This is a genomic window from Streptomyces sp. NPDC042371 (assembly GCF_056437465.1).
On record NZ_JBWKAP010000008.1, the window covers coordinates 415,067 to 437,881 of the forward strand.

Sequence of the window (22,815 nt, forward strand, 5' to 3'; positions counted from 1 at the left end):
TGTCCTACCGCTCGTTGAGTAGGACTCAGGTCGCCGTATAGGCGTGACCCGTAAAGAAGGGAAAGCTATGAAGCTCAAGAAGAGCGCAACGTTCATCGCTGGCGCCGTCATGGCTCTGAGCCTGGGCGCCCCGGCGTTCGCCGACGCCGGTGCCGAGGGTGCGGCCGTGGGCTCCCCGGGCGTCCTGTCCGGCAACTCCGTCCAGATCCCGGTCCACGTTCCCGTCAACGTGTGCGGCAACAGCATCGACGTCATCGCGCTCCTGAACCCGGCGTTCGGCAACCAGTGCGCCAACGACTGACGTAGGCGCCCAGCTTTACCCGCTGCGCCTCAGTCGGCCCCGGCAGCCCTTCCGGCGCCGGGGCCGACTTCCCCCTCGGACAGAGAAAGACCATTAGATTGCGACAGGCCCTCAGCAAAGGAATGCTCTCCGCCGCGGCTGCCACGAGCATCCTGTCCCTGTCCGGCGGCCACGCGTTCGCCGCCGGCGAGGCGAACGGGGAGGCACTGGACTCGCCCGGCTTCTTGTCGGGCAACAGCGTGCAGGCCCCGCTCGAAGTGCCGGTGAACGTCTGCGGCAACAGCGCGAACGTCGCCGCGGTGGGCAACCCCGCCACCGGCAACTCGTGCGGCTCCAGCTCGCACTCCCACTCCGGCCCGGAGACGGCACCGCAGGTGCGGAGCGCCCCGAAGGCGGCACCACCCGTCGCGGAGGACGACGCCACGGACTCGACAGGCGCGACGGGCTCGACGGGCTCGTCAGAACCCGCGACCGGCGCCTCCGCGGTCGGCGACGCGGCCAACTCGCCCGGCGTGCTGTCGGGCAACAACGCCAAGGCGCCGGTCGACGCACCGGTGAACGCGTGCGGCAACGCCGTGGGCGTCGTGGCCCTCCTCTCCGGCACCACAGGCAACCGCTGCGACTCCGACGCCCCGCACCAGGAGCCGCCGGTCACCACCGCGCCGCCCACCGACCCGGCGCCACAGGGCCCCGACCCGCGCCCCCGGGCCATGCCCCCCGCGCACCCCGAAGGACCGAGGCACGCCAAGGTGCCCTCGCCCGCCGCACCGCACCACGGGCCGCACGGCTCGCGTGCGCCGCGACCGGTCCATGTCGACATGGCACGTGGCGAGTTGGCTGCGACGGGGGCGGACGACAAGCTGCTCGGCGCGGCGGGCGCGAGTGCGGGCCTGCTGCTCGGCGGCGCGATCCTGTACCGGCGGGGGATGGCGTCCTCCCGGCGCTGACCGGGGAATCACGGGGGCCGGGAACGCCAGTACGCCGGCAGGGAAGCAGACGGGACCGCTTCCCTGCCGGCGCAAGGGAGGTAGAGACCTGCCTGTTGGTAGGTCGCTCACCCACGGCATAGGAGCCGACGGCTGGCGGAAAGCGACCAGGCCTGTCCCATGAAGCGCATTCAGTGCATCACCGCACGGCCCGCGCGGGAAGGGCTGTTCACCCGTTCGCCCGCGGTGTCACTCATAAGAGCTCCGGGTTGGTGGCTCGGCTTCGGTGGAGCGATCACGTACACGGAAGCCGAGCCCGGTGGCGTCTGCGCGCCGCCTGAACCGAGGCTAGGGGCACCGGAGTTGGGGGCGGGCGCGCCACGCCCCCGCTGTCCCCGGTGCCACCCGATCAGCGTGCGGCCGCCGCCGCGTTCCGGTGCGCGTGCTCCTCGTGCGACTGGCCGGGGAGGGTCGCCCGACGCCCGCGTCGTACGTGCCGTTCGACGCCCCGCACCAGGCGTTCGGCGGTGAACGCGGACCCGTACACGAAGCGCATGGCGGGTCCGAAGCTCGACGCGGTCGTCAGACCTGCGAGGAAGAGCCCGGGGTACGAGGTCTCGAAGCGGTCGCTCACGTAGGGCGTGCCGTCCGACAGGGAGCGCAGGCCGTCGCGGACGTCCGGAGGCAGGACGGCGATGCGGTCGGTCGTGGCCTGGAAGCCCGTGGCCGCGATGATGTGGTCCGTGGCGAAGCGCAGGCCCCCGCCGGTGGCGCCGACGGTGCTCACCCGGACGCGGCCGCCGACGACCTCGGCCGACTCGACCTGCTGGCCGACCCGCACCTCGACCCCGCTCTCGACGCGGTCCCGAACCCACCACGCTCCTGCCGGGCCCAGCGCGTCGGCGGCGACGCGGGCCCGGGCCGACTCCGGGAGCAGCCGGAAGAGCCCGGGGGTCTGCGCGTAGAACCTGTTGCGCCAGCCGCAGCCCAGGCCCGTGTGCGGGGCCCGCAGCGACTCCCACCAGGGCCGCTGCCAGGCGGGCGGCACGGTGTTCCAGTTCACGCGCGGGGAGCGGGCGAGGACCCGCACCCGGGTGCCCTGTTCGGCGAGCAGGGCGGCGGTCTCCAGGGCCGCCTGCCCGGCCCCGAGCACCGTGACGTCCCGGTCGCGGAAGCGCAGCAGGTCGGCGTGGTGGCTGCTGTGCGAGACGTGCTCGGCGCCCAGGCCGCGGACGGCCCGGGGGATCTCGGTGAAGGGCAGCACGCCCACCGCCAGGGCCACCGCCCGCGCGCGGACGACCTCGCCGTCCTCGGTGCGCGCCTCGTAGCCCTCGGGGCAGATCCGCACGGAGGCGATGAGGCGCTCGTCGACCGGCGGCGCCGCCTGCCGGGCGAACCAGAGGCCGTAGGACGCGAAGTGCTCGATGGGAAGGGGGCGGCCGTGCTCGGCGGGCAGGCCCTCGCCCGCGCAGAACGCGGCCAGGCCGAAGCGGCCCGCGGGGTCGGACAGGTCGGACGCCCACGGTTCCGACTTCAGGAACATGCCGCGCGGCATGTGGTCCCGCCAGGACGCCATGGTTCTGCCGAAGATCCGCACGTCCAGTCCGGCCGCCGCGGCGTGCGAGGCGACCGAAAGGCCGTAGGGGCCCGCTCCGACAATCAGCAGGTCATGCATCGGTGACTGCTCGCTCTCTGTTCGGCGTGCCGGGAAGGACGGCGGGCGCGTGCTCCCGCGCCCTGATCGAGAGGGATGTGAGGACCCCGTGCGACCGGTGCCGCACGCCGTCGCGCAGCCGCCGCACCACGTGGCGGCGCCACATGCGGCGCAGGGCGGCCCCGGGGGCCGGGTCGTCGGCGGCGTGCCAGGCGAGTTCGCCGGACGCCGGTGAGGTGCGCTGGCCCGGCAGGGCGAGGGAGCGCAGCGCGGCCAGCGGGGCGTAGTTCTCCACCAGGAAGGTGCGGCCCGGCAGGGGCTCGGGGGCGGGGACCGGCCGGTGGGTCAGGTCCAGGTGGAGGGCGCGCACGACGTCGGTGTCCGTGCCGTCGGCGAAGAGGCGGAACTGGGCGCCGGGGCGCGGGTTGAAGTCGATGAGGTGGAAGGCGCCGGTCGAGGCGTCCCTGCGGAAGTCCAGGTCGAAGATCCCGCGGTACTCCAGGGCGGCCACCACCTGGGCGGCCGCGGACCACAGCGCGGGGTTCGCGGTCCACTCGCCGCTCACCGTCAGGCCCGCCGAGCGCGGCCAGGAGCGGTGCTTGCGTCCCGTACCGCCTCCTCGTACGACACCGCCTCGGCCCGCGCAGCCGTGGACGAACCAGTCCGCGTCGCGGGCGCCGGGCACGAAGGCCTGGAGGAGCAGGCGGCTGCCCGCCTCGGCGCGGCGCTCGAACAGGGCCGCGGCCTCGTGCGGGGAGCCGAGCACGGTGGTGCTGCGCAGGCCGGTGTCCCGGGGCAGCAGCCAGGGGCGGCTCCACTTGGCGACGGCGGGGGACCCGAGCCGGTCCACGGCACCGGCGGCCTCGGCGGCGGACTCCGGCGTCAGTGTCGTGGGGTGGGCCACGCCCGCCTGCGCGCAGACCTGGGCGAGGCTCGCCTTGTCGGCCACGCGTTCGGCCAGGTTCCCGGCCGTCCGGGGCAGCAGGAAGCAGTCCGTGAGCTCCTCGTACAGGGCGCTGACGGCGAGGGCGCTTGCGTCGTCCAGGGGGATCAGCACGGCGGGTCCGCCGAGGCGGCGCGAGACCCGGCGCAGCACGGCGGCGACCTCGGCGAGCGACGCTCCGGGCACGGGCGGCGCGTGCATCCGGTGCAGGTACCGGGAGCGCTGTACGGGGCTCTGCCGGTCGTCGGCGACCAGGTGAACCTCGATTCCGGCCCGCCCCAGCGAGCGGACGGCGCCCAGCGTGCCGTGGTGAAAGGGATTCCTGTCGATCCGCAATAGGACCGCAGGAATGCGTGTATCCAGAGGCTGCAACGTCACCCTCGCTTATCGATCGCCCATGCGGGCGATGTGGTGGAACACAGGATTAGAAGCCCGATTGGCGCAATAGAAATACATATGACGGAGTGTCAGTGAAGCTGGGCCGGAGGCCGGAAAAAGAGGAGCAGATATGGGACCACACACCCCACAGCGTCGGCGGAGCCGTGGCCGTCTCGCTTTCGTCGCCGCGGGAATCGTCTCGTCGCTTGCCCTGGCCGCGGTGCCGGGACACACGGTGGGTGTCGTACGGGACGGTGAACCACCGGGGGGCGGCACAGGGACCCCCGCCTTCGGCGCCTATCTCGACTACGGGCCCAGTGGCGTCGAGCGGATGAGTGAACTCAGTGAATGGCTCGGCGGTGCCGAGCTGCGGGTCGGTCACACGTACCTCCCGGGCGACCGGTGGAGCAACATCGAGGGCGCCCCGAATTTCCTGGAGAAATGGGCCGAGTGGCGCAAGGCGAAGGACGACAGGCTCTTCGTGCTCAACGTCCCGATGCTCGAACGCAACGAGGACGGCGTCGGCGACACCGAGGTGTCCGCGCTGCTGAAGCAGGGCGCCGCGGGCACCTTCGACGAGCACTTCAGGACGCTGGCCAAGCGCCTGGTCGACCTGGGCGTGCCCGACACGGTGGTCGTCCTCGGCTGGGAGATGAACGGCACGACCTACACCCATCGCTGCGGTCCGGACCCGGAGTCCTGGAAGAAGTACTGGAACAGGATCGTCACCACGATGCGTTCGGTACCGGGACAGAAGTTTCAGTTCGACTTCACGCCGAGCAGGGGGCGGGACGCCGTTCCCTGGACGCAGTGCTATCCCGGGGACGACACGGTCGACATCATCGGAATGGACTCGTACGACCAGCCGCGCGGAATGTCATTCGACGAGCAGGTCAAGGAGCCCTACGGCCTCCAGCAGCACGTGGACTTCGCGACCGAGCACAAGAAGCCCATCTCGTATCCGGAATGGGGGCTGTTCCGCAACGGCGACAACGAGGAATACATGCGCCGCATGCTGGAATGGATGGACGAGAAGAAGCCGCTGTACAACACCGTCACCGACTACTGCCCGCACGGCGTGTGGCAGTGCAAGGACAATCCGGCGGCCTCGGAGGTCTACCGCAAGCTGCTCTCGGGCCGCACCGGGAACCCGACCGCTCCGACCGAGCCGACCGAGCCCGTGAATCCGCCGAACTGTTCGCCGGTGGAGTTCGGCGACTGGGTCGAGTACTGGCTGGGCGGCAAGCTGTGCCTGCGGTTCGACTGGTGGAAGGCCCCGGAGAAGCCCGCGGTCCCGGATAAGCCCGCGGTCCCGGATAAGCCCGCGGTCCCGGAGAAGCCCGCAGCCCCGGAGAAGCCCGTGGTCCCGGAGAAGCCAGCAGCTCCTGAGCTGCCCGCGGCCCCGGAGCAGCCCGCGGCCCCGCAGACGTCCGCGGCCCCCGAGCAGCCCGCGGCCGCGCAGACGTCCTGACCCCCCGCCGGTCCGCGGTGGTGCGAGCCGTCACGACGAGGCTCCGCCGCCGCGGCCGGATCCTTCGCTCCGCCGCTCGTCGCGCTCGCGCAGCCGCCGCTTGGCCCACGCGCGGCCCGACGCGCTCCAGGCCGCCGCGTGCACCAGGGGCGCGGTGCGCCTGCGGGCCAGCAGGAAGCGCCGGTTGGTGACCGGCTCCGGTCTCCAGTGGTGTTTGTACGGCTCGTTGCCGCGCAGCAGGCTCAGCGCGCGCGGATGCTCGCCGCCGGTGTGCCGCGTGCACGCGTCGAGGAGCATCGTCGCCACGTCGACCTTGCGCTCCCTGAGGCTGGGATGCGCCCCGTACAGATAGCCGCCCGCCAGCGTGCCCGACAGCAGCGTCAGGTCCGCCGCAAGCACCTCGCCGTCCAGGCTGAACTCGGTCACCACCGCCTCACCGGCCGCGACCATCGGCCGCATGGAGCGCAGCAGGTGCTCGTGGAACCGCGGCTGGAGGTGCTCGGAGGTCACCTTGCGCCCCTGCCACTGCAACTGGTGCAGCCGCAGGAGCGTGCGCACCGAGTCCTCGACCTGTTCGGTGGGCACGACACGGCTCTCCACACCCAGCGCCGACAGCTTGCGCATCTTGGCCCGGGTGCGCTGGGCGCGCGGCGTCGGCAGCCGCTTGAGGAGCTCCTCCATCGGCAGCGCGGGGAGTTCGAGGCACTCGGAACCGGCGAGCGTGCGGCGGGGACCCGGCCAGCGGGCGTAGAGGCCCTCCACGCACGCGCCGGGCCTGACCTCCCCGAAGTCGATCAGCGCGGTCCTGGCCAGCGCGTAGAGCCCCGAAAGGAGCGCTTCCGTCCCCTCCTCCCGGCGCGCGCCGTCCACCAGGACGTCCGTGAAGTCGGAGATCGCGCCGCCCAGCGGCTTCAGGGCCGGAAGGGGACGGTCCACCCGCATCAGCGGCGCCGCGGCGATCAGCCTGCCGCCGTCGCGGACCAGGAGCACCCGCAGCCGCCCGGGACGGCCGTAGGACCGCCACCAGGACGACAGCCACGCATGGCTCTGGAACGGCGTCGCCGCCGGACACGCCCGGTGCAGCCGCCCCCACGGCTCCGCGAGCGCGTCGAACTCCTCCTCGTCCACGCACAGGTCGGCGACGGGCCGCTGATCCGGTGCGGTGTGCGGCGGCGCGCTCGCCGTCGTACTCACGGGGCGCTCCGCACCAGGGCGGACGCGGGCCCCGGGACGGACGCGCCCGCCACCGCCTCCGTACGGGGGCGCGGGCGCACCAGGAGCGCGAGGCCGCCGAGCAGCCCGCCCGCGCACCCGCCGACCAGGGTCGTCACACCGGTGGAGAGGGACGCGGGGGCGTTGGGTGCCAGGGCGCGCGAGAACGGCAGCAGCTTGATCTGCGTGCTGTCCTTGGAGTGGTTGGCGCTCGTGGCCAGCGACCGTGCCACGGCGTTGGCGGTGAGCGCCGCGGACGACGGCTTGTCGGTGGTCGCCGAGACCGCGATCATCGGCGCGTCCGGCGACGTGACCACCTGCACCTTCTCCTGCAGCTCCGTCGGCGACATGCCCGCCGCGACCTGCGCGTCGCCCAGTACGGCGAGCTGCGTGGCGACCCGGCCGTACGCCTGCGCGAAGCCCAGCGCCGTCGCCGGGTCCGCCTTCTCCTGCGGCACGGCGACGACGTAACTCGTGGCCGTGTACTGCGGGGTCTGCAGCACGCCGTACCCGGCACCGGCCAGGGCGCCGAGGACCGCGCAGGCGGGCAGGGCCCACCAGCGGGGGAGCCGCGCGGCACGGGATCGCAGGGCGAGGGTGCGCGGGCGCTCGTTCACGGAGTCGCTCATCGAGGGGTCACCTCCAAGGTCGGGCCGAGGGCAACTGAGGCGTAGACGCTCATCAGTTGGTCGGCGCTTCGGCTGATGCTGTAGTGCCGTACCGCGGCCGGTGCCTCGCGGTGCGGCGGGACGTCGCCGCGCAGGCCGTGCAGCGCCTGCGCGAAGGAGTCCGGATCGCTCGGGCAGTACGCGGCCCCTGCCCGCTCCGCCGCGTCGAGGCCCTCGACGGCCGGGCACGACGCGTACAGCACGGGAAGACCGCTGGCCAGGCCCTCCACGAGCGCCAGGCCGAAGGCCTCCTCGGGGGAGGGGGATGCCAGGGCGTCCATGGCGGACAGGAGCGAGGGCAGGTCCGGCGCGCCGCCCGTGGCGGCGGTGCTGTCCTCGTGGGCGGACCCGTGGGCGGACTCGTGGGTGGACTCGCCGACGAACCGCACCCGCCCGTCGAGGCCCAGCCGGTGCGCGAGCCGCCGGAGCTCCGACTCCTGGGGGCCGCTGCCCACCAGGACGACCACGACGTCGTCGGGCAGCAGGGCGGCGGCCCGCAGCAGGACGTCGAAGCGCTTGCCCGCGGCCAGCCGCCCCACCCCGCCGACCACGAACGCGTGCTCGGGCAGCTGGAGTTGCTGCCGGGTGTGCGTACGGACCGCCGGGTCGAACCGGAAGCGCTCCACCTCGATGCCGTTCGGCACCACCCGGATGCGCTGCCGCGGTACGCCCCAGCGGTGCAGCCGCGCCCCCACGGCGGGGGAGACCGCGACCGTCACCCGGCCGAGCCGCTCCCCGGCCAGATACAGCGCGCGGACCCCCGCGGTCAGCGGCCGGCCCTCCATCTGCGAGTCGCCCAGGGAGTGTTCGGTGGCCACCACCGCACGCACCCCCGCAAGCCGGGCCGCGATGCGCCCGTACAGGCAGGCGCGGTAGAGGTGGGTGTGCACCACGTCGTACCGGCCCGCCCGGATGATCCTGACCAGCCGCGGCAGCGCCGCCACGTCCCGGTTCCCGGACATGCCGAGGTCGGTCACGCGGGACCCGTCGGCGGCGATGCCCTGCGCCACGGTGCCCGCGTTGGTCAACGCGACGACGTCGCAGGTCGTCGGCAAGTGGCGGAGCATCAGGCGCAGTTGCTGCTCCGCGCCGCCCACGCCGAGGCCGGTGATGATGTGCAGGACCCTCATCCGGTCACCGCCGAACGGGCCAGGGCGCGGCGCCGTAGCCGGTTGGTGCGCAGCTTCAGGCGCAGCCGCCAGGCGGTGTCGTCCTGGCTGATGTGGACGCGGGGCAGGGCGTACGGGCCGGTGAGCGCGCCGGGCGCGATCGCGCAGGCGTACCGGTACCCGGCCTCGCGCACGGCGGCCACGACGCGCTCGTCGACGGTGCCGTAGGGGTAGCAGAAGCCCTGCACATCGGCGCCGGTCAGGTCGTGCAGCGCCGCCCGGCTGCCGCCGACCTCGCGGCGCAGGACGCGGTCGTCGGCGGCGGTCAGGTCGACGTGGGTCAGCCCGTGCGAGGCGATCTCCATGCCGGACTCGGCGATGTGCCGGATGCCGTCGGCGCCGAGCAGCGGCTTGCGCGGGCCGAGCGGGTCCCACGCGTTGTCGCCGTCGAGGCGGCCCGGCAGGACGAACACCGTGGCGGAGCAGTCGTACTGGCGCAGCAGCGGCAGCGCGTGGTCGACGAAGTCGCGGTACCCGTCGTCGAAGGTGAGGCCCACCAGGTTGTGCTCCTGGCCCTGCGCGCACGCTTCAAGGAGGTACTTCATCGAGACGCCGCGCAGCCCCTGGCGCCGCATCCAGCGCAGCTGCGCGCCCAGCCGCTCGGGGGCGACGGTGATCTCGTACGGATCGTCGGACGGGTCCGCGACGGAGTGGTACATCGCCACCCACGCCGGGGTGCGGGGCGGCCGCAGCCGCAGGAACGGCTCCGCGCCGGACGGCGCGGGCGGGGTGAGGTCAACGGACATGACGCAGCTTTCTGCTGACGGAGCGAAGGGCGGACGCCCAGGGCTGCGCCCCCAGGAGCAGACCCAGGAGCACGAAGGAGACGGTCACCGCCGTGAAGCTGGCGAGGACCGCCGGGGCGGGCTGCGCCACCCGCTGCGCGCACGCGGCGCCCAGCACCGCCGCGCCCCCCGCGGCCACCGCGAGGCGGCCGAGCTGCCCGACGACGGCCCGCGTCCTGATCGGCACGGTGCGCGGGCCCATGCCGCGCAGCAGGAGCAGCGCGGTGACGCAGATGCCGGTCGCGTTGGCCGCGGCGATCCCGTGCACGCCCCACGTGCCGACGGTCAGGAAGCCGATCCCCGCCGTGGCGACGACGCCGACGGACATCGCGTACAGCGGCACCCAGGTCTTGCGGGCGACGGAGAAGTGCGCGCGGGCCAGCGCGCCGACCAGCGTGTGGCCGAGCAGACCGAAGGCGTAGACGCGCATGACCGACGCGGTGGCGGCGGTGTCGGCGGCGGTGAACGCACCGCGCTGGAAGAGCAGTTCGATGAGCGGGTGCGCCGCCGCGACGACCGCGGCCGCGCCCAGCAGCACCATGCATCCGGCCAGGACGATGTCCCGCTCGACGCGCTTGCGGGCGCGCTCCGTCTCGCCCTTGGCCAGCGCCCGCGCCACCACGGGGAAGGTGACCGTGCACAGCATGAGCGAGAGGACCATCGGCATCTGCGCGACCTTCTGCGCGTAGTTCAGGTGCGAGATGGCCCCGGCGGGCAGCGAGGAGGCGAGGAACCGTTCGATGAGGACCTGCGACTGGCGGCAGAGCGCGAAGAACAGGACGGTCCAGATGATCGCGGTCTGGAGGGTCTTGCCCGACGAGCCCCCCGCCGGGGACGCGGGCGCGGGCTCCGACCCGGGCCGGTAGGGGCGCCGCAGCTGACGCCAGAGCGAAGGCGCCTGCACGACGACCATGAGGGCCCCGCCCACCGCCACCCCGGCCGCCGCGGCCCGCACCCCCAGCGGCAGCGCGAGCGCGAACAGGGCGGTGATGATGGCCGCGTTGTAGGCGACGTAGACCGTGGCGGGCGCGACGAACCGCTGGTGGGCCCGCAGCGCCGCGCTGCAGTAACCGGCGAGGCCGAAGGTCAGGGCGCAGGTGGCGGTCAGCCGGGTGCAGTCGACGGCCAGCTGTGGGTCGGGCAGCCCGGGGGCGAGGACCGCGACCAGGTGCGGTGCCGCCGCGATGAGCAGGACGGCCGTGCCCGCGAAGCACAGGGTCATCCGCGGCAGCGAGGCCCGGACGAGCTCGCGGACCGGGTCGACGAGCGGGCCTTCCGAGCGGCGCGCCAGCGCCAGGCTGAACGCGGGCACCAGGAAGAAGGCGAGCCCGTCCTCGATGAGCAGGGTCGCGGCCAGCTCGGGGACCGTCCAGGCGACGAGGAAGGCGTCGGTGTCGGTGCCCGCGCCGAAGAAGTGCGCAAGGGCCTGGTCGCGTACGAGCCCCAGGAGCGAACCTGCGACGGAGAGCACGGCCGTGACCAGCGCGGCCTTGGCGAGGAACGAGCTCCCGGTCTTCTCGGCGGGCTCCTGCGCGACAGGCGTGGCGGGCGTGGCGGGCGCGACGGGCGCGGTGGTCACGGCGGCAGGCGGCGCGTCCGGGTCGGGGGCCACCTCAGGCGGCGGCACGGTCGTCATCGTGGGTCTGCCTCTCCGCGCAGAGCCTGTCCCTGCAGCTCACGGGAGCCGACCGCCCACCAGGCCGCCATGCCGAACGCGATGGCGGTCAGGACGGTGGAGGGGCCGCCGATGTCGGCGTACACGAAGTCGATCAGCTGCCAGACCAGCAGCCCGCAGGCCACCAGCGCGCAGTCGAGCCGCGGGCCGCCAGGACCGTCCCGCCCCGCGCGCTGCCGCTTCCACCTGCGCACCGCGCACACCAGGAGCGCCGCCCAGCTCCCGGCCAGCGTGCCGAGCCCGAGCACCCCCTGCTCGCTGAGGACCAGCAGGTACATGTTGTGCGGGGACAGCAGCGGCTGGCGCACGAAGGCGCTGCCCGCGCCCGCGGTGTCGCTGCCGGAGGACAGGGCGAGCGAGGCGTGGCTGTCGCGGTGGTCGGGGAACCCCTTGAGGCCCACCCCGGTCACCGGCCGCTCGCGCCACATGTCGGCCGAGGCCGCCCACATCGTGTAGCGGTCGGTCACCGACTGGTCGGGGGTGTCGGTGACCTGGGTGATGCTGCTGAGGCGCTCCTGGAGCATCGCCGAGCCCACGCCGAGTCCGGCCACCAGGACCACGGCGGCCGCCGCCCCGGCCAGCAGCACCCGGCCCGCCCGGCGCACCCCGGCGAGCAGCAGCACCGCGGCGCAGGCCGCCGCGGTGGCGATCCACGCCCCGCGGCTGAAGGACAGCGCGAGCGGCACCGTCAGGAGACCCGCGCACACCACCGCGGCCGACCGCTGGCGCGGCGCGTGCGGGCGGAAGGCCAGCGCGAGCGCGCAGACGAGCCCGTACGAGACGACGGTCGCCATCCCCATGACGTCCGTGGAGCCGAACGTGCCGACGGCCCGGATGTCCTCGCCCATGTACGAGGCGCCGGTGCCGGTGAGGTTCTGGTGTACGCCGATGACGCCCTGCCACAGCCCGAGCCCGACGAACGACCAGGCGAGGAGGCGGAAGTGGTGGGCGTCGCGGATGAGCAGCAGGACGGCGGCGGGTACGAGGACGAAGATCTGCAGATAGCGCGCGGCCCCGGCGACGCCGGTCGCGGCGGATGAGGCGCCGAAGGCCGCCACGGTGATGCCGACGACCGGCAGGCCGAGCAGGACCGCCGCGGTGCGGGTCAGCGGGCGCCGCCGGGCCCGTACGACACGGACGACGCAGTAGCCGACGACGAGGGCGGACACCGCGTCGGCCACGCCGCCGGTGCCGCCGCCGCTGCCCCCGGAGGACGCTCCCTCGGCGGGCACCGGCAGGGCGAGCAGCGCGACCAGGAGCACCACAGGCAGCACCGGAGCGCTCCGCCGCAGCGCGGGCAGCACCACGTCGTGCAGGCGTGAGCCGAACGGCAGGGCGGTGGACGGGTTGTGGGTCACCGTGCTCAGCTCCCCGTGCGGCGGACGAGGCAGCCGAGGGTGCGCAGCAGGATGCACAGGTCCTGCCAGAACGACCAGCTGTCGATGTAGGCGTTGTCGAAGCGGCACCGGTCCTCGATGGAGGTGTCGCCGCGCAGGCCGTGGATCTGGGCAAGCCCCGTGATGCCGGTCGGCATCCGGTGCCGGTGGGCGTAGTCCGGATAGGTCTGGCTGAACTGCGCGACGAAGAAGGGCCGTTCGGGCCGGGGGCCGACCAGACTTATATCGCCCCTCAGTACGTTCCACAGCTGGGGCAGCTCGTCCAGCGAGGTGCCGCGCAGGAACCGGCAGAACGGGCTCATCCGGTGCTCGTCGGCGACGGTCCACCGGGTCGCCGCCTCCTGCTGGTCGACGGGCCGGTGGGTGCGGAACTTCAGGAGGGTGAACAGCCGCCCGTCCTTGCCGACGCGCTCCTGACGGAAGATCACGCCGGGGCCCTCCAGGATCCGCAGCACCAGGGCGCAGGCCGCGAGGACCGGCGCCGCCGCGAGCAGCAGGACTCCGGACACCGCGATGTCGAGGAGTCGCTTGCCCGCGCTGGTGCCGTGGGCGCTTGCGGGCGTCAGGGAACGGCAGGCGAACCCGGCCACGTACTGCCGGGGCCCGCCCGGCGCGGGCACGGGGCCCGCGCAGCGCGGTTCGAGCTCCCACAGGTCGCAGCCCAGGCCGTGCAGGGTCGGCAGCCATCGGGTGAGCCCGGTGCCGCGGTCGGCGATGAAGAACACGGCCCCGACGTCGTTCTGGATCACCGCGCGATGGAGCTCGTCCTCCGTGCTGAGCACCGGGAGGTCGCGCCCCGGCCCAGAAGCCGCCTCGGAGCCGCTCTCCTTCTCCTGCGGGGGGTCGGCGGTCTCGCTCACGATGCCGACGGGCCGCATGCCGCAGCCGGGGCGCCGCAGCAGCGCGGCGGCCACGCCCCGCGCCTGGCCGACGGGCCCGAGGACCAGCACAGGGCGGGGCCTGCGCACGGTGGTGGCCCGCCGGTGCCGGTGGACCAGCGCGCGCCCGCAGAAGCTCAGCAGGCACTGCACGGCGGCCGCACCGGCCAGCGTCTGCGGAGCCAGTGACCCGACCGTGGGCAGGGCGGTGGCCAGGACCGCGGTGACCGACCAGCCGAGCGCGATCCGCCCGGCGAGCGACGGCACCTGGCCGAGGGTGTCGGGCAGCGCGGCGTACTCGTACAGCCGCCCCTGCACGTTCAGGACCAGCACACAGGCCACGAGCAGGGGCGCGAGCAGGGCCTGCTGCCCGGGGTCGTCGAGCAGCAGCAGGGCGACCAGGGCGGCGGCGCAGTCGGCGGCCACCAGCGCGGCGGCCGAGCGCCGTTGCCGGGCCGGGCGGCGCGCCGCCGTCCCGGCACGCAGGACCGTCGCTTCGCGTGGCGCGACGACGAAGGTGCCGGGCGGGGCCTGGGTGTCCTGCCGTGACTGAGCCGATGAGGAAGCAACGGTCCGTTCCGCACTCACGTCGTGCTGCACTCCCTGTACTCGGTGGGCGCCGGGCCCAGAAGCTCGCCGTACACCGCGGCGACGGCGGCCGCGGCGCGCCGTGTGTCGTGGTGGTCCAGCACGTGCTGCCTGCCGCGCCGCCCCAGCGCGTCGCGCAGTTCGCCGTCCCGCAGCAGGGCGACCAGGGCGTGGGCCAGTGCGCCGGGGTCCTCCGGGGGGACGAGGGCGTGCGGGCGGTGGGACGGCGGCAGGCTCTCCCGTGCCCCGTCCACGTCGGTGACCACGACCGGGCGGGCACAGGCCATGGCTTCGAGCGGGGCCAGCGCCATGCCCTCCCAGCGGGAGGGCAGGACGACCACGTCGGCCGCCCGGTACCAGGGCGCGGAGTCGGCCGCCGCGCCCGCGAAGGCCACCCGCGGGCCCGCCCGCTCCCGCAGCCGGGCGTCGTCGGGCCCGTCCCCGACCAGGACGAGACGGGCGTCGGGCACCTGGGCGGCGACCGTGGGCCAGGCGCGCAGGAGCACGTCCTGTCCCTTCTGACGGCAGAGCCGCCCGACGCACACCACGAGCCTGACGTGCGCGACGTCCTGGCCGGTGGGCGTGAACCGGTCGGTGTCCACACCATTGGGGATCACCGCGTACGAACCGGCGATCCCGGCGCGGCGGCCGGTGACCCACTCGGCCTCGCTGACGCAGACGATGCGGTCCGCCCACCGGGCGGCGCCGCGCTCCCACAGGCGCGCGAGGAACGCGGTGGGGCCGTCGACCGCCTCGAAGGACCAGGCGTGCGGCTGGAACACGGTGGGGATGCGGCCGCGCAGCGCGAGGCGCGCGGCGAGCCCGGCCTTGGCGCTGTGCGCGTGGACGAGGCCGGGGCCCACCGCGCCGATGACGCGCTTGAGGTCCCGCACCTCGGTTGCGAGGCCGCGGCCGGGGGAGCGGGACGCCGTCCAGGGGTGGACGTGGACACCGGCGCCCAGGGCCGCCAACGCGCCGGGCAGGAAACCCTCCTGGGGGCAGGCCACGTGGACGTCGGTCCCTGCCGCGGCCTGGGCGGCGGCCAGGTCGACGACGACCCGTGCCACACCGCCGTCCACGGGCTGGCTGACGTGCAGGACCCGTGGGGGGTGGGGTGCTGAAGGCAGAGGCATGCGCGTCTCCTTCGAGTCAGTGCGGAGCACCGCGGAATCGGAGCGGGACAACAGGCGCTATCGCTTCGCGCCGACGGCGGCGAAGACCACGCCGACCCACGCCGGATCCGTCGAGGCGAGGCGGACCGTGAGGTCGCCGCGCCGGTCCGGGCTCATGGCCAGCGGGAAGACGTCGGAGTCGTATCCCAGGGTGTTCGGGTACGCGGGGTTCCTGCGGATCGGCGTGCCCGGCTCGCTGATGGTCGAGTTGAGTGCGTCATCGGCGGGGTTGGCGTCGTCGGTCAGCGGGACGGTCCTGGGGCCTCCTGCCGAGACGCCCACCGTGTCGCCGCGCCGCCCGCGGTCGCCGTCGTAGGCCACCACACCGGCGATGCCGCCCGTCCCACGCGGCACGCCGCGCATGCGGACCGCGTGCCGGTGCCCGTGCTCCCCGGTCGAGTCGAAGCCGTCCCAGACGGCGAGGTGGCGCAGCGGTTCGGCGGCGTTCTCGTACGCCACCACCAGCGTCCAGCCGCCCCAGGCACCCGCCTTCGAGTGCCCCATGGCGACGTTGACCTGGGCCACGGTGTACGCGCCGCCGCCCGCTCCGCGGACCAGGTCGGTGACGTCGGCCGAGGCCTGGAAGGCGTCGGCGCCGTCGGCGACGCGGTGGCCCACCGGAGTGTCGGCGACGACCGGTTTGTAGTTGCCGCCCGGCTCGGCGATCAGCACCCGCCCGTTGTCCTTGGGGGGTTTCTGCTCGCCGACCTTGAGGTTGCCGCCCCAGTAAAGGCGGGCGTAGGAGACGCGCGAGTGCGGGGGCAGGCGCACCTCGCCGGTGCTGGAGTTGTACGTGTTCGGGTCGTCGTCGACGTCGATGTAGAACATGTCGAAGTCGTCGTTGACACCCGGACGGCCGCCCCGCGTTCGGGCGCACGACTCCGCCGTCCGGTCGATCGCGCGACGGCAGGTGATCGCCGAGTTGGCGGCGCGGACGATCCCGCCGTGCTGCAGCGCTCTGTATCTCTGCGCGAAATCGATGCGTGTCCGCTCGCCGCCGCCGGGCGGGGCGGCGGAGCCGGTCCCGTTCGCCGCGAGGCACGCGGCCAGGGCGAGAGGGATGACGAACACGCGACGCAGGCCCAGGGAGTGACGCATGGCGGCGTTGGCCTTCCGAGTGTGTGAACTCTGAACCACAGCGGGCATGAGGGATTCGCCCTGTTTGCACGAATCTGAAGTCGTATGAGTGGAATGCCCTAAAGGGAAGCGCAACTGTAGCCGTTGACACGGGAGACGCGGCCGACCTCCGCGCGTGTGTCGGAATGGTGAAGGTCAGCGCCGCGACGGTTGCCGTCGCGCATCACCCGTCTGGGCGCACAACTCGGCACCGAGGTCGGCAGTTGATCCCTCCAGACGGGCAGCCCGCCCGTACGTCGCATCATCACCAAGGAGCAGCACTCCATGTCCCGTACCACCAAGGCTCTCGCCCTGTCCGCCGTCGCCGTCGCCGCCGTGGCCGGATCCGCGGGTGCCGCTGCCGCCGACAGCGGCGCGCAGGGCGCAGCCACCAACTCCCCCGGCGTGATCTCGGGCAACAACGTGCAGGCGCCGATCCACGTCCCCGTCAACGTGTGCGGCAACAGCGTCAACGTCATCGGCCTGCTGAACCCCGCGTTCGGCAACCAGTGCGCCAACGACTGACGCACCGTCGGTTGCGAACGGCCGTCCCCGCGAAAGCGGGGGCGGCCGTTCCGCGTGTCGGCGCGGTTCCTCGCCGCCGCGGTGTTATCAGCTGTACCCCGAATGGGGGGCGCGCGGCCGAACGGCCGACCGACCGTCACATCCACGTCCCACCTGCGCAGATGCCCGCACGAGCGGCACAGGGCCGATACGTTCCGCAGCCGCTCGGTTGCGGAGGGCGTTTTCCGCTTTCACGGTGATCACAAGATCCGACGCATCACCGAAAGGGAAACACCTATGCGCGCTCTGCCCGTACGCCGCCTCGCGACCACCACCCTGTGCGCGACGCTGCTTCTCGGCACGGCCGGACCGGCCCTCGCCTCCGACGGCGACGCCTCCCGCGAAGCCACCCGGACCGCCCCCCGCGCGCCTGCCCCGGACGCGAGTGCCCTGCTGGGCCAGGCTCAGCAGCTCGGTGGCCTCGGCGGGGTCCTGACCCCCGTCACCGACCTGCTCACCGCGGTGCTCAAGGCACCCGAGACCAAGCTGTCCCCCGAGGACGCCAAGAAGCACGTCGACGCGGTGAAGGCGGCCATCGACGCCGCGGCCAAGGCCGCGCCCAAGGCCCCGGGCACCGGCCTGCCGAGCGTCCCCGAGGCGCCCAAGCTCCCGACGGGCGGCGCGCAGAGTGCCGCCAAGGCGCCGATGGACGCCAAGGCCGACGCCCTCGCCGCGCTGCAGAAGGCGGTCGACGAACTGGTCAAGGCCGCCACGGCCGGTGACCCCAAGGCCGTGCTCGCGGCGGCGCCCGGGGTCCTGCTCGGCCTGGTCAACACCGTCGTCGCCACCGTCCTCGGCGGCGGCCTGCCCGCGCCGAACCTCCCGGGCCTGCCGAGCCTGCCCAAGCTGCCCACCGGCGGTCTGCCCCAGACGCCCGCCCTGCCGCAGGCCCCCGCGCTCTGAGACCGGGCGCTGCCGACCGTCCTGCCGGATTCCTTCCGGCAGGACGGTTTTCTTTATGCCGCCGTATGTCGCCCCATGCCGTCGTATGTCGCTGTCAACACCCGCCACAATTCGGGCGGTTGATATGAGGATGAGATCCGTTCTTCATTCGAGTGGCTTCGGGGAAGTTTCAGGGCCAGGGGTTTCCGTACCGGCCCGCGCTCGTTAGTCCCGGAGAACAGAGACAACAGGCGAACGATGCCTGAACAGTGCTCCCAAAGGCGGCGCGCGCCGCCAGAGAAAGGAACATGATGAAGGCCCTGAAGGCTGCTGCAGTCCTTGCCGGTTCGATCGCCATCGCCGGCTCCGCCGCGCCCGCGTTCGCCGCTGACCTGGCGCCCACCAGCCTGAACGGTGGCCTCGAGACCATTGCCGGCCAGACCCCGTCGCTGCTCGACACCAAGCCGGTGAGCACGAACATGCTCGACACCGAGAACAGCGACTCCGTCGTCAACACGGTCAAGGACACCACGGACGGCCTGAACTCCGCCGGCGGTCCCACGAAGCTCCTCGGTGGACTTCCCCTCGCCAAGTAGCACCCGCTCAATTCCCGGGAGGCCGAGGGACATCGGCCGGGACGGGAAATGCGGAACGCCAGCGCCCCGTGCGCGCAAGGGCCGGTCACCTCTTCCACGGACCGGCCCTTCGGCATGTCCGCACGGCCGGGACGACCGCGCGGCGCGTCAGCACCGGAGCCGACCGGGTGACCCCATCGTGTGATGGCGGCGGCGCGCTGGGCCACACGGGTGACAACAGCGCCGGACGCGTACGCCCACGTCTATACGGTTCCCCTCATGACCTCAACTTCCAGTGAACAGCGCCCCTTCCAAGCAACTGATCTGGGAACCCTGGCTGTTCTCGCCTGGAGCGGCGAACACCCCGAGGACGAGAAGGACATGCCGTTCCTGCTGGCCTACTCCCTCGGCGACACCGAGGGCGGCCCGGAAGCCACGGCCGAAGCGATGCGCACCCTCCTCACCGACGCGGGCCTGCCCATCGGCGGCCCGCTCGTCGACGGCGCGCGCAACCCCTCCCTGCCGGTGACGCTGCTCGTCGAGGGCGACCACGCCGTCGTCAACATGCCCCACCTGAACGCCCAGTGCGTGGCGCCGCCGGAGTGGCTCGCGGCCGTCAAGCAGCGCGGCCACGCCTACTTCATGGCCACCACGCGCGCGTGGCCGGAGGCCAAGCCGGGCGAGCCCGTCTCCGAGGAGCGGCTCGGCGAGTTCGCCGGGGACGAGGAGACCATGCTCAGCGCGGCGCACTGCCTGCTGCCCGCCCGCAGCCTGCGCTGATGCGCCCCACCACCGAACTGCCGCACCGGGTGCCGCTCCAGGCGGTCGGCGCCCCCGGTGCGGCGCGGGTGGCGCCCGACGCCCCGGCCGCCGCCGGGTGGCGTCTCGGTCTGCTCCTGGTGGTCACCGGCGCCGCGGGGCTCCTGGCCGCGTGGGTCATCACCCTCGACAAGCTGGAACTGATGAAGGACCCGGATTACGTTCCCGGGTGCAGCCTCAATCCGGTGGTCGCCTGCGGCAACATCATGCAGAGTAAACAGGCCGCGGCCTTCGGATTCCCCAATCCGATGCTGGGACTCGCCGCCTACGCCGTCGTGATCTGTGTCGGCGCGGGACTGATCGGCGGCGCGCGCTTTCCCCGCTGGTACTGGCTGACCTTCAATGCGGGCACGGCATTCGGCGTCGCCTTCTGCAGCTGGCTGCAATTCCAGTCCCTCTACCGCATCAATTCCCTCTGCCTGTGGTGCTGCCTGGCCTGGGCCGCGACCACGCTCATGTTCTGGTACGTGACATCGCACAACGTACGGTCCGGATTCCTGCCCGCGCCGCGGGGGCTGCGCACCGCCCTGGGCGAGTTCACATGGGTGCTTCCCACCGTGCACCTGGGCGCCATCGGCATGCTGATCCTGACGCGCTGGTGGGACTTCTGGACCAGTTGACCGGCCCAGCAGAGGGAAGGGTCGAGGAAAGGACAGTATGGGGTTCTCGCTGATCGACCGCATGACCCGCCGCCATCTCATCGGCGCCGCGGCCACGGCCTGTCTGGCCGCCGTGGGGATCGTCCGCGCCGTGCCGGAGGCGCCCGCGCCGCCCGCGCCCGCCCCGCCGGGTACCCCCGGTGATCCGCCGTTCGACGAGACGTACCGGGGCCGCCGCATCCAGGGCGAGCCGATGGCCCACCAGGGCGGCCATGCCTCCGGCGGCTGGCGGATCACCGTCGACGGGCGGCAGCTCGGCCTGATGCGCCGCGCGGACGGCAGCTACCTGAGCATGGTGGACCACTACCAGTCGTACGCGACGCCGCTCGCCGCCGCGCAGGGAGCCGTCGACGAGCTCGGCCCCCTCCAGGCCCTGAGCGGCCGCATCCACTGAGCCTGGCGGGGACGGACGAACCGCAGGAAGGGACGGTCATGGCCCACACGCGCAGGAACCAGAGCAGCCTCAGCCGGGGGGAGCGGCGCCGCTTCGTCGACGCGGTGCTGAAGCTGAAGCGCCGGGGGGAGTACGACGAATTCGTCCGCATGCACATCGACTTCTATGTGTCGGACGGCGACGACCGGCTCCGGGTCGCCCACATGACCCCCTCGTTCTTCCCCTGGCACCGCCGCTTCCTCCTGGAGTTCGAACGGGCCCTGCGGCGCATGGACTCCGGCGTCACCGTCCCCTACTGGGACTGGACGAAGGACCGCGGTCCTGCCGGGTCGCTGTGGGGCGCGGACCTGATGGGCGGCAACGGGCGCCGCGGCGACCGGCAGGTCATGACCGGTCCTTTCGCGTACCGGAGCGGGCACTGGGCCATCAAGGAGGACGTCACCGACGGGGAGTTCCTCATGCGTGACCTCGGCCGTCCCCAGGACCCGATCGACCTGCCCACGCCGAGCGACGTGGAGTGGGCCATGGCCGACCCCCGCTACGACGTCCCGCCGTGGGACTCCACGGCGCCCGAGGGCTTCCGCAACAAGCTGGAGGGCTGGACGTCGGCGCGCGGCACCGAGCGCTGGCGCAACCACAACCGCGTGCACCGCTGGGTCGGCGGGCACATGCTGGGCGGGGCCTCCGTGAACGACCCGGTCTTCTGGCTCAACCACGCCTTCGTGGACCTGCTGTGGGACCGGTGGCAGCGCCGCCACCCCGACTCCGCGCGCTATCTGCCGAAGCGGCCGCCCGAACTCGGCTCGTCCCAGTACCGGCGCATCGTCGCCCGCCACGAGCCGATGCCGCCGTGGGACGTCAGACCGGACGAGCTCCTGGACCACAAGGGGCTCTACTCGTACGGGAGTTAGCGCGCGGACATGACGGAGCCCCCGGCGGAACGCACGCCGGGGGCTCCGTCAGGGTCCGGTCAGCCGCCGTAGCCGGCGCCGCCACCGTGGGGGGCGTCGTGGTCGCCGCCCGGGTTCGCGCACTTGTTGCCGAAGGCGGGGTTCAGCAGGCCGATGACGTCGACGGTGTTGCCGCACACGTTCACCGGGACGTTGATCGGGGCCTGGAGCAGGTTGCCCGAGACGACGCCCGGGGAACCGACCGCAGCACCCTGCGCGCCGGCGTCCGCCATGGCCATGCCGGCACCGCCGAGGACGACGGCTCCGGTGCTCAGGGTGACAGCGGCTGCCTTCGCGATGCGAGACATCACGTTCTCCTTTGACTTGGATAGTGCGACTGCCTACACACAGCCGCTTATTTCCCTAACGTCTTCCGTCAAGGTGAGGTCACGGCGTCCGCGGTGCGAATGCCGCGGTGGCGATCCGATTTCAGGAGTGCGAGGAGATACCGCTGAAAGAGATTCCGTCCGGCGAGAATCGGATCTCCTCCTTGGTGAAGTAGGCGGTGCCGTCCGCGCGGAACCCCGAATGGGTGGTCGTGTGCCTCATCGAGTCCTTGCCGAACGAGAAGGACTCCCCCGCCCATGCGGGCGAGGGAGCCTCGGAGTTCCATTCGGGGGGATTCGGCGCGGCCTGTGCCAGTGGCGCTCCCGCCGCCGTCAGCACAGCGGCCGTGGCCCATGCGGACATGAGGAGATGACGTGCCTTCACGAGGCTTCCTTCCCTGGGTCTTGCCGCGAGGAGTGTGGACCTGTCCCACTCTGCGGGCCCGTGGTGCCGACCGGGGAAGCGTCCGGGCCGTGCCGGAACGAGTAATGCGGTCATCCAACCCGATTAGCTCAACGTCAGGCCCGAGGAACCGTTCGGCGGGGCGGTCGGGAGCTCCGGGGGAGTGGGCGCCGCGGGCGGGGTGGGGGTCGAGGCGGGGGTGGAGTCGTCCGGGGTGGTGGCGGCCGCCGGGGTCGCCGCCGGGGTGGCCGCCGCGTCCGGCACGCTCGCGGTGGTGTCGGGGAGCAGCGGGTCGGTGGGCAGCGCGGCCTCGTCGGTGGAGCCGATGCTGGTGGTCGAGGTGCACGGGGCGAACAGCTCGTTGCCCGCGAAGGCGGCCTTCACCGAGCGCGTCGTGCCCGCGGTCACGGCGACCGAGCAGCTGAAGGTGCCGCGGTCCGTGGTGCGGGCGTGGCAGCTCGCGGGGGTGGCGGCCGCCGTGTCGGTGACGTGGACGGTCAGCGGGATGCGGGCCAGCGGGAAGGTGAGCGTGGAGCCCTCGACGAGGCGGCCGGTGACCTTCACGCGGGCCGAGGACCCCGTGCTCACCTCCTCGGCCGAGAGTTCGGTGATGGCGGAGGCGGTGCGGGTGCTGTCGGCCCGTGCGCTGGTGGGCGGCGCCTCGCGGTCGGTCAGGGCGGTGGCCGTCGTGGCGGTCCCGGCGGCGAGACAGGCGACGGCCAGGGCCATGGCGCTGAGCGTGGTGCGGGGGGCGGGCATCGGAACTCCTTTTCGGGCGGGTGCTTCTGGGCGTGCGTGTTCGTGCGTAGGGGGAATTTTGGATCAGAGATTAGGGAAATCCATGCATTTCATATTGCTTAGAGGGTTATGACACAGGCTCTTACACCGGCAGGCCCCGAGGAATCGCTCC

24 protein-coding genes are annotated in these 22,815 nt (G+C 73.1%); 10 read left to right on the top strand and 14 right to left on the bottom strand.

Features of this window, described 5'->3' with window-relative positions; translation table 11 throughout:
- The first annotated feature begins 67 nt into the window (after positions 1–67).
- The gene (locus AC068B_RS26160) at positions 68–301 is read left to right on the top strand and encodes a chaplin (protein WP_478674073.1); all 234 of its coding nucleotides are present in this window, start codon (positions 68–70) and stop codon (positions 299–301) included.
- Between the two features lie 98 nt (positions 302–399).
- A complete protein-coding gene (locus AC068B_RS26165; protein ID WP_478674074.1) occupies positions 400–1,248 on the top strand; it encodes a chaplin in 849 nt (282 codons plus the stop codon).
- Positions 1,249–1,636: 388 nt separating this feature from the next.
- On the opposite strand, the gene AC068B_RS26170 is transcribed toward AC068B_RS26165, so the two are convergent.
- Entirely contained in the window at positions 1,637–2,902 is a 1,266-nt protein-coding gene (locus AC068B_RS26170; RefSeq protein WP_478674075.1) for an FAD-dependent oxidoreductase, read from the bottom strand.
- A complete protein-coding gene (locus AC068B_RS26175) occupies positions 2,895–4,196 on the bottom strand; it encodes a carboxylate--amine ligase (protein WP_478674076.1) in 1,302 nt (433 codons plus the stop codon). The genes AC068B_RS26170 and AC068B_RS26175 overlap by 8 nt, the downstream gene beginning before the upstream one ends.
- A gap of 136 nt (positions 4,197–4,332) precedes the next feature.
- Here AC068B_RS26175 and AC068B_RS26180 point away from each other — a divergent pair, with 136 nt between their 5' ends.
- Entirely contained in the window at positions 4,333–5,673 is a 1,341-nt protein-coding gene (locus tag AC068B_RS26180) for a glycoside hydrolase family 26 protein (protein ID WP_478674077.1), read from the top strand.
- A gap of 30 nt (positions 5,674–5,703) precedes the next feature.
- Here the strand turns inward: AC068B_RS26180 and AC068B_RS26185 are convergent, their stop codons facing one another.
- The 9 genes from AC068B_RS26185 to AC068B_RS26225 are packed head-to-tail and all read right to left on the bottom strand — an operon-like array spanning position 5,704 to position 16,315.
- Positions 5,704–6,867, bottom strand: coding sequence for a GNAT family N-acetyltransferase (locus tag AC068B_RS26185; RefSeq protein ID WP_478674078.1), 1,164 nt, complete (start codon positions 6,865–6,867; stop codon positions 5,704–5,706).
- Positions 6,864–7,514, bottom strand: a complete 651-nt coding sequence (locus AC068B_RS26190) for a Wzz/FepE/Etk N-terminal domain-containing protein (RefSeq protein ID WP_478674079.1) — start codon at positions 7,512–7,514, stop codon at positions 6,864–6,866. Before AC068B_RS26190 ends, AC068B_RS26185 begins: the two co-directional genes overlap by 4 nt.
- Positions 7,511–8,683, bottom strand: coding sequence for a glycosyltransferase (locus tag AC068B_RS26195; RefSeq protein WP_478674080.1), 1,173 nt, complete (start codon positions 8,681–8,683; stop codon positions 7,511–7,513). Before AC068B_RS26195 ends, AC068B_RS26190 begins: the two co-directional genes overlap by 4 nt.
- A complete protein-coding gene (locus AC068B_RS26200; RefSeq protein WP_478674081.1) occupies positions 8,680–9,468 on the bottom strand; it encodes a polysaccharide deacetylase family protein in 789 nt (262 codons plus the stop codon). Before AC068B_RS26200 ends, AC068B_RS26195 begins: the two co-directional genes overlap by 4 nt.
- Positions 9,458–11,143, bottom strand: a complete 1,686-nt coding sequence (gene murJ, locus AC068B_RS26205; RefSeq protein ID WP_478674082.1) for a murein biosynthesis integral membrane protein MurJ — start codon at positions 11,141–11,143, stop codon at positions 9,458–9,460. The genes AC068B_RS26200 and murJ overlap by 11 nt, the downstream gene beginning before the upstream one ends.
- On the bottom strand, positions 11,140–12,540 hold the full coding sequence (locus tag AC068B_RS26210; protein WP_478674083.1) for an O-antigen ligase family protein: 1,401 nt from the start codon (positions 12,538–12,540) through the stop codon (positions 11,140–11,142). Before AC068B_RS26210 ends, murJ begins: the two co-directional genes overlap by 4 nt.
- A 5-nt stretch (positions 12,541–12,545) precedes the next feature.
- Positions 12,546–14,045 carry an exopolysaccharide biosynthesis polyprenyl glycosylphosphotransferase gene (locus AC068B_RS26215; RefSeq protein ID WP_478674084.1) on the bottom strand — a complete coding sequence of 500 codons (1,500 nt, stop codon included), beginning with the start codon at positions 14,043–14,045 and terminating at the stop codon, positions 12,546–12,548.
- Complete coding sequence (locus AC068B_RS26220; protein WP_478674085.1) at positions 14,042–15,178, bottom strand: glycosyltransferase; 1,137 nt, start codon at positions 15,176–15,178, stop codon at positions 14,042–14,044. The genes AC068B_RS26215 and AC068B_RS26220 overlap by 4 nt, the downstream gene beginning before the upstream one ends.
- 57 nt (positions 15,179–15,235) lie before the next feature.
- Positions 15,236–16,315, bottom strand: a complete 1,080-nt coding sequence (locus tag AC068B_RS26225; protein WP_478674086.1) for a DUF3344 domain-containing protein — start codon at positions 16,313–16,315, stop codon at positions 15,236–15,238.
- Between the two features lie 303 nt (positions 16,316–16,618).
- Here AC068B_RS26225 and AC068B_RS26230 point away from each other — a divergent pair, with 303 nt between their 5' ends.
- The 7 genes from AC068B_RS26230 to AC068B_RS26260 all read left to right on the top strand — a co-directional run bounded on the left by AC068B_RS26230 (position 16,619) and on the right by AC068B_RS26260 (position 21,137).
- Positions 16,619–16,858, top strand: coding sequence for a chaplin (locus tag AC068B_RS26230; RefSeq protein ID WP_478674087.1), 240 nt, complete (start codon positions 16,619–16,621; stop codon positions 16,856–16,858).
- A 276-nt stretch (positions 16,859–17,134) separates the two neighbouring features.
- Positions 17,135–17,800: a hypothetical protein gene (locus tag AC068B_RS26235; protein WP_478674088.1), complete on the top strand. Its 666-nt coding sequence runs from the start codon at positions 17,135–17,137 to the stop codon at positions 17,798–17,800.
- A 290-nt stretch (positions 17,801–18,090) separates the two neighbouring features.
- Positions 18,091–18,375 (top strand): hypothetical protein, encoded by a 285-nt coding sequence (locus AC068B_RS26240; RefSeq protein WP_478674174.1) that lies wholly within the window; start codon positions 18,091–18,093, stop codon positions 18,373–18,375.
- Between the two features lie 258 nt (positions 18,376–18,633).
- Positions 18,634–19,134 carry a DUF5949 family protein gene (locus AC068B_RS26245; RefSeq protein WP_478674089.1) on the top strand — a complete coding sequence of 167 codons (501 nt, stop codon included), beginning with the start codon at positions 18,634–18,636 and terminating at the stop codon, positions 19,132–19,134.
- Positions 19,134–19,793 (top strand): vitamin K epoxide reductase family protein, encoded by a 660-nt coding sequence (locus AC068B_RS26250; protein WP_478674090.1) that lies wholly within the window; start codon positions 19,134–19,136, stop codon positions 19,791–19,793. Before AC068B_RS26245 ends, AC068B_RS26250 begins: the two co-directional genes overlap by 1 nt.
- 37 nt (positions 19,794–19,830) lie before the next feature.
- The gene (locus tag AC068B_RS26255) at positions 19,831–20,226 is read left to right on the top strand and encodes a tyrosinase cofactor (RefSeq protein WP_478674091.1); all 396 of its coding nucleotides are present in this window, start codon (positions 19,831–19,833) and stop codon (positions 20,224–20,226) included.
- A gap of 38 nt (positions 20,227–20,264) precedes the next feature.
- Positions 20,265–21,137, top strand: coding sequence for a tyrosinase family protein (locus tag AC068B_RS26260; protein WP_478674092.1), 873 nt, complete (start codon positions 20,265–20,267; stop codon positions 21,135–21,137).
- A 59-nt stretch (positions 21,138–21,196) separates the two neighbouring features.
- On the opposite strand, the gene AC068B_RS26265 is transcribed toward AC068B_RS26260, so the two are convergent.
- The 3 genes from AC068B_RS26265 to AC068B_RS26275 all read right to left on the bottom strand — a co-directional run bounded on the left by AC068B_RS26265 (position 21,197) and on the right by AC068B_RS26275 (position 22,664).
- Entirely contained in the window at positions 21,197–21,484 is a 288-nt protein-coding gene (locus tag AC068B_RS26265) for a chaplin (RefSeq protein WP_478674093.1), read from the bottom strand.
- A gap of 121 nt (positions 21,485–21,605) precedes the next feature.
- Positions 21,606–21,887, bottom strand: coding sequence for a hypothetical protein (locus AC068B_RS26270; RefSeq protein ID WP_356260354.1), 282 nt, complete (start codon positions 21,885–21,887; stop codon positions 21,606–21,608).
- A 123-nt stretch (positions 21,888–22,010) separates the two neighbouring features.
- Positions 22,011–22,664 carry a hypothetical protein gene (locus tag AC068B_RS26275; protein ID WP_478674094.1) on the bottom strand — a complete coding sequence of 218 codons (654 nt, stop codon included), beginning with the start codon at positions 22,662–22,664 and terminating at the stop codon, positions 22,011–22,013.
- Positions 22,665–22,815 lie beyond the last annotated feature (151 nt).